This window comes from Roseateles chitinivorans, assembly GCF_050632235.1.
Lineage (GTDB): Bacteria > Pseudomonadota > Gammaproteobacteria > Burkholderiales > Burkholderiaceae_C > Roseateles > Roseateles chitinivorans_A.
Genome location: NZ_CP192584.1, coordinates 3008205 through 3020499 on the forward strand (window position 1 = coordinate 3008205; position 12295 = coordinate 3020499).

Consider the following 12295-nt stretch of genomic DNA (forward strand, 5'->3'; position numbering starts at 1 on the left):
ACCGATCTCGGCGAATCGCCGATGTCATTCGCGGCATCGTCTCGATTGCGGATGCGCCTGTTCCTGTTTGCAATCGTCGATGAAGCCTCTGTCGCAGGGGCTCGATCAACAGGGAGAAAACAGGCATGAGAACTCGACTGATGGTGATCGCGCGTCACCAGTTGCTGCGGGAGGCACTGGCCTCCCTGATCCAGGAGCACGGCGGCCAGGAACTGGTGGCCCAGGCAGGCGACGGCCAGGAGGCCGTGCGTCTGGCCACCCGGCTGCGGCCGGAGGTTGTCCTGATGGACATGGAACTGCCGGGACTCAATTGCGTCGACACCACGCAGCGCATCGTGGCGGCGTCGCCGGTCACGCGCGTCCTGTGTCTCGCCGACGAGGAACCCCCGCACCGGATGCGTGCCGCCCTGGACGCCGGCGCCAGCGGCATCCTGGCCAAGGACAGCGGCGTCGACGAACTGGTGCGGGCGATCGGCGCGCTCGGCCGGCGCCAGTTCTACCTGAGCCCGTCGCTGACCGAGGCCGCCGTCATCGCCTGCGTGCATCCGACGGCCGCGCCCAGCGCCTTCGTCCGGCTGACGCCGAAGGAGCGCGAGATCGTGCAGCTGCTGGCGGAGGGGCTGTCGACCAAGCACATCGCCGCGCAGCTCGGCGTGAGCCAGAAGACCGTGGCCTCCCACCGCGAGCACGCGGTGCACAAGCTCGGACTGCGCGGCGTGGCCGACATCACCCGCTACGCCATCAGGGAGGGGCTGGCCCGGGCGTGACGCTCTCGCTGCCGGGCGTGACGGACTCGCCAGATGGCGTCGCCCCGCCCGGATCGTCCGGCGGGGGCGTCCCCGCCAGCAGGTCGTCAAGCATCGCCGCCAGCCGCTGCCGCGCCGCGTCATCGGGCGCGGCCGCCAGGATCTCGCCCTGCACGCCCATCAACTGCCGGGCCAGCGCCATGCGCGTGCGCATCGCCGTTTGGCGGGCCTCGGACTGCGACTGCGCTTGCGTCTGCTCCACGAGCTGCCGTCGGTCGCTGTCGAACATCGAATCGACCGTGTCCACCAGCCGCTGCAGCACGCGGTGCGTCAGCCGCGCCGAGAAGCCGCCCAGCAACGCCAGCAGCGGGCGCTGGAGCGAGCCGGCGTGATCGACCTTCTCCATCGGGATCAGCATCGCCAGCATCAGGCCGGCCACCAGGCCCAGACCGATGCGCACCCAGTAGGAGGCGTCGTACAGCGGATCGTAGGTGGCCCGCGAGATGTAGGTCTGCGCGGTGAACAGGGCCTGGAAGGTCGCGCCCAGCCCCGCCGAGGTCAGCAGCAGCGTGGTCACTGTCAACTGCTGCAGGCCGTCGAGCTCGAACAGTTCTTTCGTGAGTGCATCGCCGTCGATGAGCGGCGACAGGGTGGTCAACATGAAGGCAATCAGGCAGAACAGGGCGGCCAGCGTCAACCAGCGCACATTGCGCACCGGACCCAGCAGTGAGAGCGGGCCTGCATTGCCGGCCGCCTGCATCAAGCAGAGCGTGCCGGGTCGCGCCGGTGCGACTCGGGCCGCCATCTGCGCGTGCACGGCGGACAGCATCGCCGGATCGCCGGAGACCTCCAGCGAGGCGAGCGCCCTGCGCATCAGGACGGGCGGTACCTCCCGCCCGGTCGCCAGCGCATGACGCAGCATCGCGGCGATCTCCGCGCGCAACTGATCGAGCACAGCGGTGCCGCGCGGCACCGCTGGCCCGCCATTGCCGGACCCGGGCGGCGGCATCGAGGGTTCTCGCGATCCGGCCACGGCGTCAGTCCTCCGGCTTCCCTGCGTCGGGCTCGATGCCTGGCGTTCAAGGCGCGGGCTTGGCCGAGTCCGACGGCGTCACCACCGCCCTCGCACCGGTCGGCGCGTAGTCCTCGTAGTCGAAGCCCGGGCCGTCCTTGCGCGGGTTCAGCACGACGGTCCGGGGCTTGCCACCCACCGAGTTGCAGTAGGACGCCATCCCGCCGGAGCCGCCGCTGACGAAGGCGGGTGTGTACAGGTGTCCGGTGCCGGCGACGTAGCCGTTGTAGTTCAGCACCAGGTCGCAGCGCAGCGACTCGTCGTAGCGCACCTGGTAGGCGCCGCCGGGCCGTGGCGTCAAGGTGACAGGGACGACGCGGGGCGGCGTGCCGGTCTTGGCTGCCAGCACCATCTTTCCGGCGAGCCGGACCGAGGGCGGCAACGGTTCGGCGGCGGAGGTGCCCGCGACGGCGGCGGTGGCGCCGGTCTGTGCCGCGGCGTCGGCCGGCAGCAGCGGGGCCAGCACCAGCACGGCGGCGCCGATCAGAGAGACGCCGAGCGGGACGAACCGCCAGGCCGTCCGCGTGGCCGCGAAGGCGGACCCCGAGGCGGCAACGGTGGCGGCAACGGTGGCGCGGGCCGCGGCGGCACGGCGATGGAGAAGGGATGTGGACATGAGGACTCCTAGGCCGCGGAATGCGGCACGGGTGAAACGTTGGGATGAGGGGCAGCGTCGATGACCTCGGCGTCTGGCTCGGTGCGGACCCCGGAGGCGGCGTCGACGTTGTCCGCTCCGGCTCCGGCTCCGGCTCCGGCTCCGGCTTCATGGGACGTCTGCGCGGGCGCGGCGTGTGCGGCGGGCGAGGGGCGCCGCCGGCCGGGCGGCCTTCGGTGGCGGTTGGCGGGGAAGCCGACGTGATAGGCCAGCCACTCCAGCACGACCTGGTGCTCGCCGATGCGCACCAGCGTGAAGCTGCGCTCCACCGCGAGCAGCGTGCCGCGCGGATGCACGGCACCGGTCAGGCAGTCGTTGAGCTCGGCCATCTGCGCCTCGGTCTCTTCGCGGGTGCAGATCCGCGCGGGGTTGTCGCTGCCGACGACGATGCGCTTGATGTACTTGACGTTGCTTTGATCGAACATGACGGCTCCGAAGGGCGGGGGCGGGCCTGCCCGTTCCGGCGTCCGGACGGGCCCGCGTGACGTCGCGGACAGGCCGGCGCCGGCCCGTGCGCGACGGTTCCTGGACGCTCAGGCGCGCCGCATCACGGCGTGACTTCGGTCGGCGTGCCGACCTTGCGCGGGGCCACGGCGGACTGCAGGATGTCCATCACGCGGGCCAGCCCTTCAGGCATGCCGTCGTCGACCGCATGGACCTCGACGTGGTACTTCGCGGAGTTGTCCGACGTGCGCGTGTTCTCCTTGTGCGAGGACACCGAGCCGCTGACCGTCACCGAGGCCTTGAAGGGGCCGAAGCCGACGCTCGCGTTGGCGGTCATGCTGCCCTGCGCGGAGGTGGCCTCCTTGGACGCGAAGGACGACTTCACTTCCATGTCGAAAACGATGTCCACCTTGGTGATGCTCAGGTTGGGCACCTTCACGATCGCCAGCAGCGGCACGCTGAGCTCGACCTGCTCTTCGTAGAACTTGCCGTCGGGCGTGTTGGTGTTGGCGGTCGGCCGCTTGAAGTTGAAGTTGACCTGGCGCGTGGCGCCGGGGTTGCCGCTGGCGTCGAGGTCGAAGCCCACCGTCTGGATGAAGTCCGCGGTCGCCTTCGCCAGCCGGATCTGCGCGTCGCAGGCGGCCGTCAGCGGCGAGCCGATGAGCTCGCCCATGGGCAGGCCCTTGTACTGGTCGGCGATGTTGATGAGATCGGTAGCCATTCGTTTCTCCTTGAATCGGCAGGATCATTGCGACGCCGCAACCGCTGCGGCGCCGGCATCGGCGGTGCCGCCCGCCGATCCGTGGGCGGGCCGGCGGGACGCCGGCCGCGCCGTCATTGCGGCTGTTGCGTGTCGAAGACGCCCTGCACCTGGTTGAGCTGGCCCACCAGGCGCGCGTGGCCCTCGGTGGGCTCGCAGCCCTCGACGCGCAGCACCACGTGCGCGGTGCTGCGCTTGCCCACCAGCGGGCCTCGGGTGTGCACCTGGACGCTTTTGCGGACAGGACCGGACGCGCCCTGCCAGTCGCTGCCGGTGGCGGAGGGGCGGGCGTCCGGCAACGCGTCGTCGGAGAGCACGCCGAGATCGACGTCGAAGCGCATCTCGACGTCCTTGATCTTCAGCGCGTTGGCGGGCACCAGACCGAGCAGGGGCGCGCGGTACAGGTCCTCGGTGCCCGGCGCCGCGTCCGGCTGCATCGACGGCAGCCGCATGACGACGGTGCGCGGGCGGTTGTCGTCGTCGAAGTACTGGCCCAGCTTGGCGATCTGGTGCTGCTCGATGCGGTCCTGGGCATCGATGACGGCGCCGGCGAGCGCCTCGATGAGGTCTTTCAAGTCGACACGTGAGCTCATGGCAGGGTCCTTCCCTGGGGGATGTGTGGCGGAGTGGCGGGATCGGCGGGCTGTGGCGAGGCGTCAGAGCACCGGGAAGGTGTCGACGCGCCGGAGCCAGCCTTTGAGGTACTTGCCCAGCACGGGGCGCTGCGCGACGAGGCGCTCGTAGTACGCGACGCGGCGCGCGCGCAGTCCGCGGTAGGCGATGACGGGATCGAGCCGGGCGAGGGCGCCGGCGGTCATCGGTCCCCAGGCGCCGTCGGCGCGCAGCGACGCGCCGTGCTCGTTGAGCAGCTGCTGCAGCTCGCGGATCGCGTTGCCGCCGGCGTTGACGTGGAAGTCGACCAGCATCTCGGCCAGCGCCTGCAGCGGAATCGCATCGGCGTCCACCACGTCCCAGTACTTGGGCTTGTAGAAGCGGCCGGCCTCGTCGGGCGTGAGGCGGCGCAGCGCCTCCAGGCTGGTGTCGGTGAAGCCCAGCGACGGCCCTATCGACTCGAAGCTCCTGAGCGTGATGCCCATGTTGGTCGGACCGCCGGGGTCGTCGGGGTCGTTGACGTAGCCGCCCTCGAATCGGAGCAGGGTGGGCAGGTAATCGTTGAACACGGCCATGGCGTGACACCTCGGGGTTGGGATCGACGAAGGAAGGTCCGGACCGGAGCGGCCGGCGTCGCCGCGAGGGCTGCGGGGCCCGGCGGCATGGGACGCATCGTCGGCAGAGGAGGCCTCGCGGGGCAGCGGCGCGGTGCCGCGAGCCGAGGGTGGCAATGGCCGAGGCGGGCTCGGCAACTTGGAAGGTGCGCCTCGGCGCCGCGCCGGTTCTGCGCCGGACGGCGGCGGCATCGAATGAAGGCGCATCCATCCCGGATGCGTTTCCTTCCACCTCTTCAAAGGAGAGACAGATGCCCACCCTTGTGAACATCACCGCCGCCACGCCCGCCGCCGTGCAGATCTGGGGCTTCCACGATCCCTGCAGCGTCAAGGACGTGGCCAAGGCCCTGGAGACCATCGCCTCGCAGCTGCGCGGGGAGGGGCACACCCTCCACATCATGTCCGGCACGCACGGCTACTGCCGCGGCAAGGTCGGCGCGGTCGCGACGCGCGAGGAGAAGTTCGCCAACGAGGATCGTGCGCTGGCCAAGCCGAAGACGGTGGACGGCAAGGTGGTTCAGCTGGTCGTGCACGACTTCAACACCGCGGGCCTGTCGGATCCCGATCCGGTCACGGCGGCGATGGCCAAGCTGAACCAGGAGATGCGCGCGTCGGTCAGCGGCAACGGCAGCAAGGACACCTTCCTGCTGGCCTACTGCTGCAGCGCCGGCACGCGGTGAGCGGCGGCAGGCCGCGAGCCGGCACGGATCGGCGCGGCTGGACGCGCTGGGCGTGGCCTGCCCGGAGGGACTCGAACCCCCGACCTGCTGCTTAGAAGGCAGCTGCTCTATCCAGTTGAGCTACGGGCAGACTGAAATCGGTAAACGACCGCCCGGCGTCCAGAAAAGACTTCGGGCCCTTGGAAGGCGTTCCCACGCCTGCCGAAGGGCCCGAATTGTGCCACGCGATCCGCCGTCAACGCCGGGCGTGGAAAGGTTCCAAGTCGATCCTTGTCCGATCGACTGTCGATAAGCTCAAACTCAGATCAGCACGTTGACGATCGCGTTGCCGATGCCCATCAGCGCCGCGCCCGAGATCAGGCCCGCGCAGATCGGCTCGCAGCCGTCCACCCAGCGCTTCCAGCCCTTGGTGCCCGGCGTCTTGTAGAGCTTGCCCATGACGAAGAACATCATGGCGCCGACCCACATCGCGAAGGTCGACTCCGGCGGCAGCACCACGCCCAGGCCGATCGCCACCGACGACAGCGGGAACTTGCCCTTGGTCGCCATCTTGATGACCTCGATCACCACCGCGCAGATCGCCGCGATCGCCATCGTGATCAGCGCCGAGGCCGGCAGGCTGTGCAGGCCGTTGGCGATGATCTCCGCCACACCGCGCCATTGCACGGCCGCAGGCATCGAGAACTGCTCCGAGAGGATGGTCGACGTCGAACGCACGCCATCGGCGTTCTTCGGCACGAACAGCAGGAAGAACAGCGGCACGCAGAACAGCACGCCCGCCACGATGCCGATCACATGGCCGATCGCCTGATGGCGCGGCTTGCCGCCCAGCATGTAGCCCGGCTTGATGTCGCTCAGCAGGTTGGCCGCATTCGACGCGATCTCCGCCGTCATCCCCGCCGGCACCAGGTTGGACGCCGGGTTGGAGCGGTCGATCGCGCCCATCGTGAACTGCGTGATCTTGGACAGCGCGCCCGTGGGCGTCCACGAGGTCAGCGCCATCGAGTTGGTGCAGATCACCGTCAGCACGAAGATCAGCGGCAGCGAGATCAGCGCCATCAGGAAGGGCACGCCGAAGAACGCGTGCGAGGTCCACGCCGCCAGCACGCCGAAGACCGGCACGCCCACGAAGGAGATCCACAGCGGCACCTCGATGTGGTTCAGCAGGTCGCTGCCCTCGCTCTTGCCTTCGGGCTTCTTCTTGAAGACCTTGAACACCGCCAGGAACAGGTCGGGCTTGGCCAGCAGCGTCGTCAGCGAGCCCGCGACCATCATCGCCACGCCCCACCACATCGACCACTGGTTGACGATCTCCACGCGCGAGATCGGGATCAGCGCGCCGGTCGGGCCCACGCGCTGCACGATGTCGCCGGCCTGGATCATGATCGGCGCCAGCACCACGAAGTTGACGAAGGCGCCCAGCAGGCAGCTCGTCGCCACCGCGATGCCCATCAGGCCGCCGACGCCCAGCATCGCCGCGTCCAGCGTCAGGCGCAGGCCCAGCGCGCGGATGTCGGTGCCCAGGATCTTGGGGATCCAGATCTCGGCCTTGGCCGCCAGGCCGTAGTAGTACTGGTCCAGCCGCTCATGGAAGGTCCAGGGCTCGGTCATGCCGGCCCATTTGTCCATGCGCAGGATCTTGAACTGCAGCAGCTTCATCCAGCCGTCGCTCACGATGGCCTGGTACAGCGCGGCGGCGCCGGCGACCTTGGCCAGCAGCTTGGCCTTGTAGATGCCTTCGCCGCCCTCGCCGGTGTACAGCGAGTCCAGCACCACGCCGCAGGCGCGGCCTTCAGGGAAGGGAGCTGGTCCTCGTTGATGAAGCGCCGCTTCATCGGGAAGGCCACCAGCACGCCCAGCACGGCGATCACGACCATCCAGATGATCATCTGCCACCACGGCACGATGCGGTCCACCACCAGCATGTAGGCCGCCAGCGACGAGAACAGCGGCGAGACCACGTAGCCCGCGGCCGTCGCGATCGACTGGGTGCAGTTGTTCTCCAGGATCGTGTAGTCGGACGCCCAGCCCAGCGTCGCGAAGATGCGGAACATCGCGAAGGCCAGGATCACCGAGGTCAGCCCCACGCCGACGCTGATGCCGGTCTTGCCGCCGATGTACAGCGAGGTCGCCGCCAGGATGCCGCCCAGCAGGAAGCCGGTGAAGCCGGAGCGCAGCGAGAGTTGCGCCATGTCGCCGCGGAAGACGTTCTTGAACCACCACTCGTCCTTCTGCGCGCGCGACCAGGTCTGCACCTGCTCGTCGGTCAAATGCTGTAGCGCCATGCTGTGCTCGATCTTTCCGGGTTGGTCCGTTGTCGCGCCCGCCACCCGGCTCGTGACCAGGAAAAGGCGCAGTTTTGAAACAAAAAAACAGCGCGCATTGTCTCTGCCTGACATCGTGCTGACATGACCGTGCGCATGGGGTTTCCACCTATCGGCGCTTGCCTATCGCCCCAAAGGGTGGGGTGTCGCGCGCACGCCTCGCCTGACGGGGTGCTCCGGCGCCGATCGCCCGGGTCACGCCGAGTTCTTCACGCCACGCGAGGCCCGCTGGTCAGACCTGCCCCCGCATTCCGGTGCTGAAGACGAACGGGCGCCCACGAAAGCGCGTTCAGCCCCTAGCATGTGAACTTCCTCCCCGTGCTTCCGGAGTTGTTGTTGACGCTGATGTGGGTTCTGCTGGGCGTCCTGCTGGGCGTCGCACTGACTCTGGGCCTGCTGATGGCGGCCCAGGGGCGGTTCGGTCGCGTCGGTCGCCGGCGTCAACGGGACCGGCTCACGGGGCTGCTGCTGGCCCGCCGCTTCGAGGACGAGTTCGCCGCCACGCTGGACGGGCTCCAACGCCGCGAAGGCAAGGGCTGCCTGCTGTACATCGGACTGGACGGCTTCCGCCTCGTCAACGACGAACACGGCAAGGAGTTCGGCGACCAGCTGCTGGTGCGCACCGCCGAACGGCTGCGGCAGATCGGCGGCAAGAAGGCCCTCATCGGGCGGCTCGCGGGGGATGAGTTCGCCCTCTGGAGCGAAGTGCCGCCGGCGCAGACCGATGCGCTCGTGCGCCAGGTCCTCGAAAGCCTGGGCGCCGCCGCCTTGATCGGGACGACGCCGTTGCGCGTGGGCCTGTCGGTGGGCGTGGCGATGTCGCCCGAACACGGCAGCTCGATCCGGCTGATCCGGCGCGCGCAGACGGCGATGCGCTCGGTGAAGCGCCTGGGCGGCAACGGCCATGCGTTCTTCGACGCGGTGCAGGAAGAGGAGCTCCGCGAGGAACTGACGCTGGCGCGCGAGCTGCGCGAGTCGATCAAGAACAGGGAACTCGAGCTGGTCTACCAGCCGAAGATGAACGCCCAGACCCTGCAGGTCACCGCCGTGGAGGCGCTGCTGCGCTGGCGGCATCCGACGCTGGGCATGGTCAGCCCGTCGCGCTTCATCCCGATCGCCGAGCGCTACGGCGTCATCGACGCGATCGGCGACTGGGTGGCGGACACGGCGCTGGCCCAGGCCGCGCGCTGGCGCGAGATGGGCCTGCGCATGCGCGTGGCGATCAACGTGTCGGGCTACCAGATGCGGTCGGACGACTTCATCGTCCGGCTCGAGAAGGGCCTGAAGAAACACCGCCTGCGGCCCGAGCGCTTCACCGTCGAGATCACCGAGTCCGTCGCGATGGAACACGCCACCGTCACCGGACGCGCGTTCAAGCGGCTGGGCGCCTTGGGCGTGCACATCTCGATCGACGATTTCGGCACCGGGTATTCGAGCCTGGCCTCGCTGCGCCAGCTGCCGGCGCAGGAGCTCAAGATCGACAGCAGCTTCGTCGCCGACGTGGCGACCAGCGTCGAGGCGCAGGCCATCGTGCGCGCCGTCATCGAGATGGCGCGGGTGCTGCAGCTGAAGGTCGTGGCGGAGGGCGTGGAGACGCCGGCACAGCGCGACCAGCTCGTCGCGATGGGCTGCGACGAACTGCAGGGTTACCTGTTCGCGAAGCCGATGTCGGCGCTGGCGATCGAGATCCTTGCCTCGGATTCGGGCAAGGCGGCCAGCGGCCAGACCACCGAGGGCTTCCGTCCCTCGATCTTCGTGGAGACCGCGGCCGTGCCGCTGGATGTAGCGAGGCACTGACCCATGATCGACGACACCCCGGATCCCCTCCAGCCGCCGAACGCGGCGGCGTTAGATCCCGAGGTGTCGACCTCGACCCTGGTGACGCCGCCCGACGTCGTCGCCGGCGCCTTCGACCTGCCGCTGATCTCCGGCCCATCGGCGCCGCCGCCGACCTTCTGGCCCAAGCGTCGCAACCTGGGCCTGTTCACGACGGCCGCCGCCACGCCGACCGCGCTGACCGGTGGCGCGACCAAGGCCGACGACACCTCCGACCCGTACATCGGCAACACCGCGTCCAGCGCCTACCCGGCCAACATGGGCACGAGTCCGCGCATCACGCTGGGATCGGGCGCCGCCGTCACGGCGATCCCGGCCGGCGCGCCGCTGCCCGCCCTCAACCTGACGGGTTGCAACGTCTACCTCGCCTTCAAGGTGCTGCCGGGCGGCGCCTCGGGCCCGGGCAGCATCACCGCGGGCATCCGGCTCTACACCGGCGGGACGGTCAATGCGAGCGGCGGGAACTACCTGCAATGCACGCGCGTGAACTGGAACGCCACGCTCGAATGGCAGGTGCTCGGTTTCGCGATCGAGGACTTCACGGCCTTCGGTAACGCGCAGTTGAGCGACATCGCGGCGATCACGCATGCGGGCGCACGGCTCGGCGGCGTGTCGGTCGGCACCCAGATCCTGCTGGGCGGCGTCTTCGTCTGCCCCAAGCAGTTGAACCGCGCGGCCGCGGTGATCGCCTTCGACGACTGCCGCGCGGACACCTGGACCGACGCCTCCTTCGAACTCGCGAAGCGCGGCTTCCCGGGCACGCTGTTCCCGGGCGCGGTCGCCGCGATGCTGCGCGCCGGTCCGGACCAGTTCCAGATGAGCGTCGCGCAGATGCAGAAGCTCTGCCGGCTGCACGGCTGGCAGGTGGCCTCCCAGGCCTGGTCGACGGAGAACCCGCCCTTCGGCGGCGATCAGGCGATGTCGGAGATGGCCTCGCAACGCGCGTTGTGGGTGGCGCTCGGGGTCAACGGGGGCGGGATGGGGTCCTACTTCTCCAACAACTCGCCCAATGCGCTGGACTGGAAGGCCGCGCGCCGGACCAACTTCCCGATGGGGATGCGCGGGTTCAACGTCGGCGCGAGCGGCTCCATCACGGCCAAGGTCGTGCTGCCGGAAACCTTCCCGATCGCGGATCCGAACTACGTGACGGCGCTGGGCATCGACCTGAACGTCAACACCGGCGCCGACCTGATCAACTTCGCCAGCTACGCGGCAGCCAGCCGGGGGCTGGCGATCTTCGTCTTCCACGTGATCCCGTCGGGCAACGCGGCGCAGTTCGCGAAGTTCACCGGCCTGCTGGATTACCTCGACAGCCGCCGGGACGCGATCGAGGTCTGCACCTACGAGCGCGCGATCCAGCAGGGCTATTCGTATCCGCTGTGACCGCACCCCGTCGCGTGGCGGCGGGGTGCCCCGAGGGCTTCAGCCGCGCTGCGGCTGATAACGCTCCAGCCAGTGCGCATACGGCGCGGGCAGCACCCACGTCGGCTTGTCCTTCTTCAGCTCCTGCGCGGCCTGGTAGGGCCAGTGCGGATTGGCCAGCAGCGCGCGGCCGATCATCACCAGGTCCAACTGGCCGTCGGCCACGGCCTGTTCCGCCAGTTGCGGCGTGTGGAAGCCCCAGGCGGACGCGACCGGCAGTCCCGTCTCGCGGCGCACGCGCTGCGCGATCGGGCCGAGGAAGGCCGGGCCCCAGGGCACCTGCGCCTCGGGCGTGGAGAAGCCGACGCTGACGCTCAGCAGGTCGAGTCCCTCGGCCTTCATCGCGCGCGTCAGGCCGATGGCTTCGGCGAGCGTCTGCTCGTCGCGGCCGTCGTACTCGATCACGCCGAAACGCGCCGTCAGCGGCAGGTGCTCCGGCCAGACCTGGCGCACGGCCCGCAGCGTCTCCAGCAGGAAGCGGCCGCGGTTCTCGGCGCTGCCGCCGAACTCGTCGTCGCGCTGGTTGGCGTGGACGGAGAAGAAGCTCTGCGCCAGGTAGCCGTGGGCGAAGTGCAGTTCCAGCCAGCGGAAGCCGGCGTCGCGGGCGCGCACCGCGGCGGCGACGAAGTCGGCCTGGACGCGGGCGATGTCGTCCTTGTCCATCGCCTTGGGCACCTGCGGCAGGCCCTTGCCGAAGGGCACGGCCGACGGCGACAGCGTGGCCCAGCCGCGCGGATCGCCGGCGGCGATGTGGTCGTCGCCCTCCCAGGGCTTGTGGGCGCTGGCCTTGCGGCCGGCGTGGCCGATCTGGATGCCGGGCACCGCACCGAACGAGGCGATGGCGGCGGCGACGCGGGCGAGGCCGGCAGCCTGCTCGTCGTTCCACAGGCCCAGGCAGGCCGGCGTGATGCGGCCTTCGGGGGCGACGCCGGTGGCCTCGACGATCACCAGTCCCGCGCCGCCGCGCGCCAGGCCGGCGTAGTGCGTCAGGTGCCAGTCGTTGACCAGGCCGTCGGTGGCGCTGTACTGGCACATCGGCGGCACGGCGATGCGGTTGCGCAGGACGACGTCCTTGAGGGTGAACGGGGAGAACAAGCTGGACATGGGGACCTTGAGGAGGAGAGGGGGAA

The 12295-nt window shown here is 69.6% G+C and carries 11 protein-coding genes, 1 tRNA gene and 1 pseudogene; 4 read left to right on the top strand and 9 right to left on the bottom strand.

Annotated features, from left to right (window positions below; genetic code table 11):
• Positions 1-125 precede the first annotated feature (125 nt).
• Positions 126-767 (top strand): response regulator, encoded by a 642-nt coding sequence (locus tag ACQ859_RS13705; RefSeq protein ID WP_431266238.1) that lies wholly within the window; start codon positions 126-128, stop codon positions 765-767.
• Here the strand turns inward: ACQ859_RS13705 and ACQ859_RS13710 are convergent.
• The 6 genes from ACQ859_RS13710 to ACQ859_RS13735 form a co-directional block, all read right to left on the bottom strand.
• The gene (locus tag ACQ859_RS13710; RefSeq protein WP_431266239.1) at positions 742-1779 is read right to left on the bottom strand and encodes a hypothetical protein; all 1038 of its coding nucleotides are present in this window, start codon (positions 1777-1779) and stop codon (positions 742-744) included. The two genes, ACQ859_RS13705 and ACQ859_RS13710, sit on opposite strands and share 26 nt — an antisense overlap.
• 46 nt (positions 1780-1825) lie before the next feature.
• On the bottom strand, positions 1826-2434 hold the full coding sequence (locus tag ACQ859_RS13715; protein ID WP_431266240.1) for a hypothetical protein: 609 nt from the start codon (positions 2432-2434) through the stop codon (positions 1826-1828).
• Positions 2435-2442: 8 nt separating this feature from the next.
• Positions 2443-2898 (bottom strand): hypothetical protein, encoded by a 456-nt coding sequence (locus ACQ859_RS13720; protein WP_431266241.1) that lies wholly within the window; start codon positions 2896-2898, stop codon positions 2443-2445.
• A gap of 122 nt (positions 2899-3020) precedes the next feature.
• A complete protein-coding gene (locus ACQ859_RS13725) occupies positions 3021-3638 on the bottom strand; it encodes a DUF2589 domain-containing protein (RefSeq protein ID WP_431266242.1) in 618 nt (205 codons plus the stop codon).
• Positions 3639-3751: 113 nt separating this feature from the next.
• A complete protein-coding gene (locus ACQ859_RS13730; protein WP_431266243.1) occupies positions 3752-4270 on the bottom strand; it encodes a DUF2589 domain-containing protein in 519 nt (172 codons plus the stop codon).
• Positions 4271-4333: 63 nt separating this feature from the next.
• On the bottom strand, positions 4334-4864 hold the full coding sequence (locus ACQ859_RS13735; RefSeq protein WP_431266244.1) for a glycoside hydrolase family 108 protein: 531 nt from the start codon (positions 4862-4864) through the stop codon (positions 4334-4336).
• Positions 4865-5154: 290 nt separating this feature from the next.
• Here ACQ859_RS13735 and ACQ859_RS13740 point away from each other — a divergent pair, with 290 nt between their 5' ends.
• Positions 5155-5583, top strand: a complete 429-nt coding sequence (locus ACQ859_RS13740) for a hypothetical protein (RefSeq protein WP_431266245.1) — start codon at positions 5155-5157, stop codon at positions 5581-5583.
• 53 nt (positions 5584-5636) lie between these two features.
• Here the strand turns inward: ACQ859_RS13740 and ACQ859_RS13745 are convergent.
• Both ACQ859_RS13745 and ACQ859_RS13750 read right to left on the bottom strand, forming a co-directional pair.
• Positions 5637-5713 (bottom strand) — tRNA-Arg (locus ACQ859_RS13745).
• 170 nt (positions 5714-5883) lie between these two features.
• Positions 5884-7982 (bottom strand): annotated as a pseudogene (locus ACQ859_RS13750) (OPT family oligopeptide transporter).
• Positions 7983-8252: 270 nt separating this feature from the next.
• Here ACQ859_RS13750 and ACQ859_RS13755 point away from each other — a divergent pair.
• Entirely contained in the window at positions 8253-9704 is a 1452-nt protein-coding gene (locus ACQ859_RS13755) for a putative bifunctional diguanylate cyclase/phosphodiesterase (protein ID WP_431266545.1), read from the top strand.
• Positions 9705-9707: 3 nt separating this feature from the next.
• Positions 9708-11126, top strand: a complete 1419-nt coding sequence (locus ACQ859_RS13760; RefSeq protein ID WP_431266246.1) for a hypothetical protein — start codon at positions 9708-9710, stop codon at positions 11124-11126.
• A gap of 39 nt (positions 11127-11165) precedes the next feature.
• Here ACQ859_RS13760 and ACQ859_RS13765 read toward each other — a convergent pair whose 3' ends face one another.
• On the bottom strand, positions 11166-12269 hold the full coding sequence (locus ACQ859_RS13765) for an NADH:flavin oxidoreductase/NADH oxidase (RefSeq protein WP_431266247.1): 1104 nt from the start codon (positions 12267-12269) through the stop codon (positions 11166-11168).
• Between the last annotated feature and the right edge of the window lie 26 nt (positions 12270-12295).

Bases quoted from the DNA above. Each gene is read 5' to 3' on its own strand.
- ACQ859_RS13760 (WP_431266246.1), top strand. From the start codon at position 9,708: ATGATCGACGACACCCCGGATCCCCTCCAGCCGCCGAACGCGGCGGCG.
- ACQ859_RS13735 (WP_431266244.1), bottom strand. From the start codon at position 4,864: ATGGCCGTGTTCAACGATTACCTGCCCACCCTGCTCCGATTCGAGGGC.
- ACQ859_RS13715 (WP_431266240.1), bottom strand. From the start codon at position 2,434: ATGTCCACATCCCTTCTCCATCGCCGTGCCGCCGCGGCCCGCGCCACC.
- ACQ859_RS13755 (WP_431266545.1), top strand. From the start codon at position 8,253: ATGTGGGTTCTGCTGGGCGTCCTGCTGGGCGTCGCACTGACTCTGGGC.
- ACQ859_RS13720 (WP_431266241.1), bottom strand. From the start codon at position 2,898: ATGTTCGATCAAAGCAACGTCAAGTACATCAAGCGCATCGTCGTCGGC.
- ACQ859_RS13765 (WP_431266247.1), bottom strand. From the start codon at position 12,269: ATGTCCAGCTTGTTCTCCCCGTTCACCCTCAAGGACGTCGTCCTGCGC.
- ACQ859_RS13740 (WP_431266245.1), top strand. From the start codon at position 5,155: ATGCCCACCCTTGTGAACATCACCGCCGCCACGCCCGCCGCCGTGCAG.
- ACQ859_RS13725 (WP_431266242.1), bottom strand. From the start codon at position 3,638: ATGGCTACCGATCTCATCAACATCGCCGACCAGTACAAGGGCCTGCCC.
- ACQ859_RS13705 (WP_431266238.1), top strand. From the start codon at position 126: ATGAGAACTCGACTGATGGTGATCGCGCGTCACCAGTTGCTGCGGGAG.
- ACQ859_RS13730 (WP_431266243.1), bottom strand. From the start codon at position 4,270: ATGAGCTCACGTGTCGACTTGAAAGACCTCATCGAGGCGCTCGCCGGC.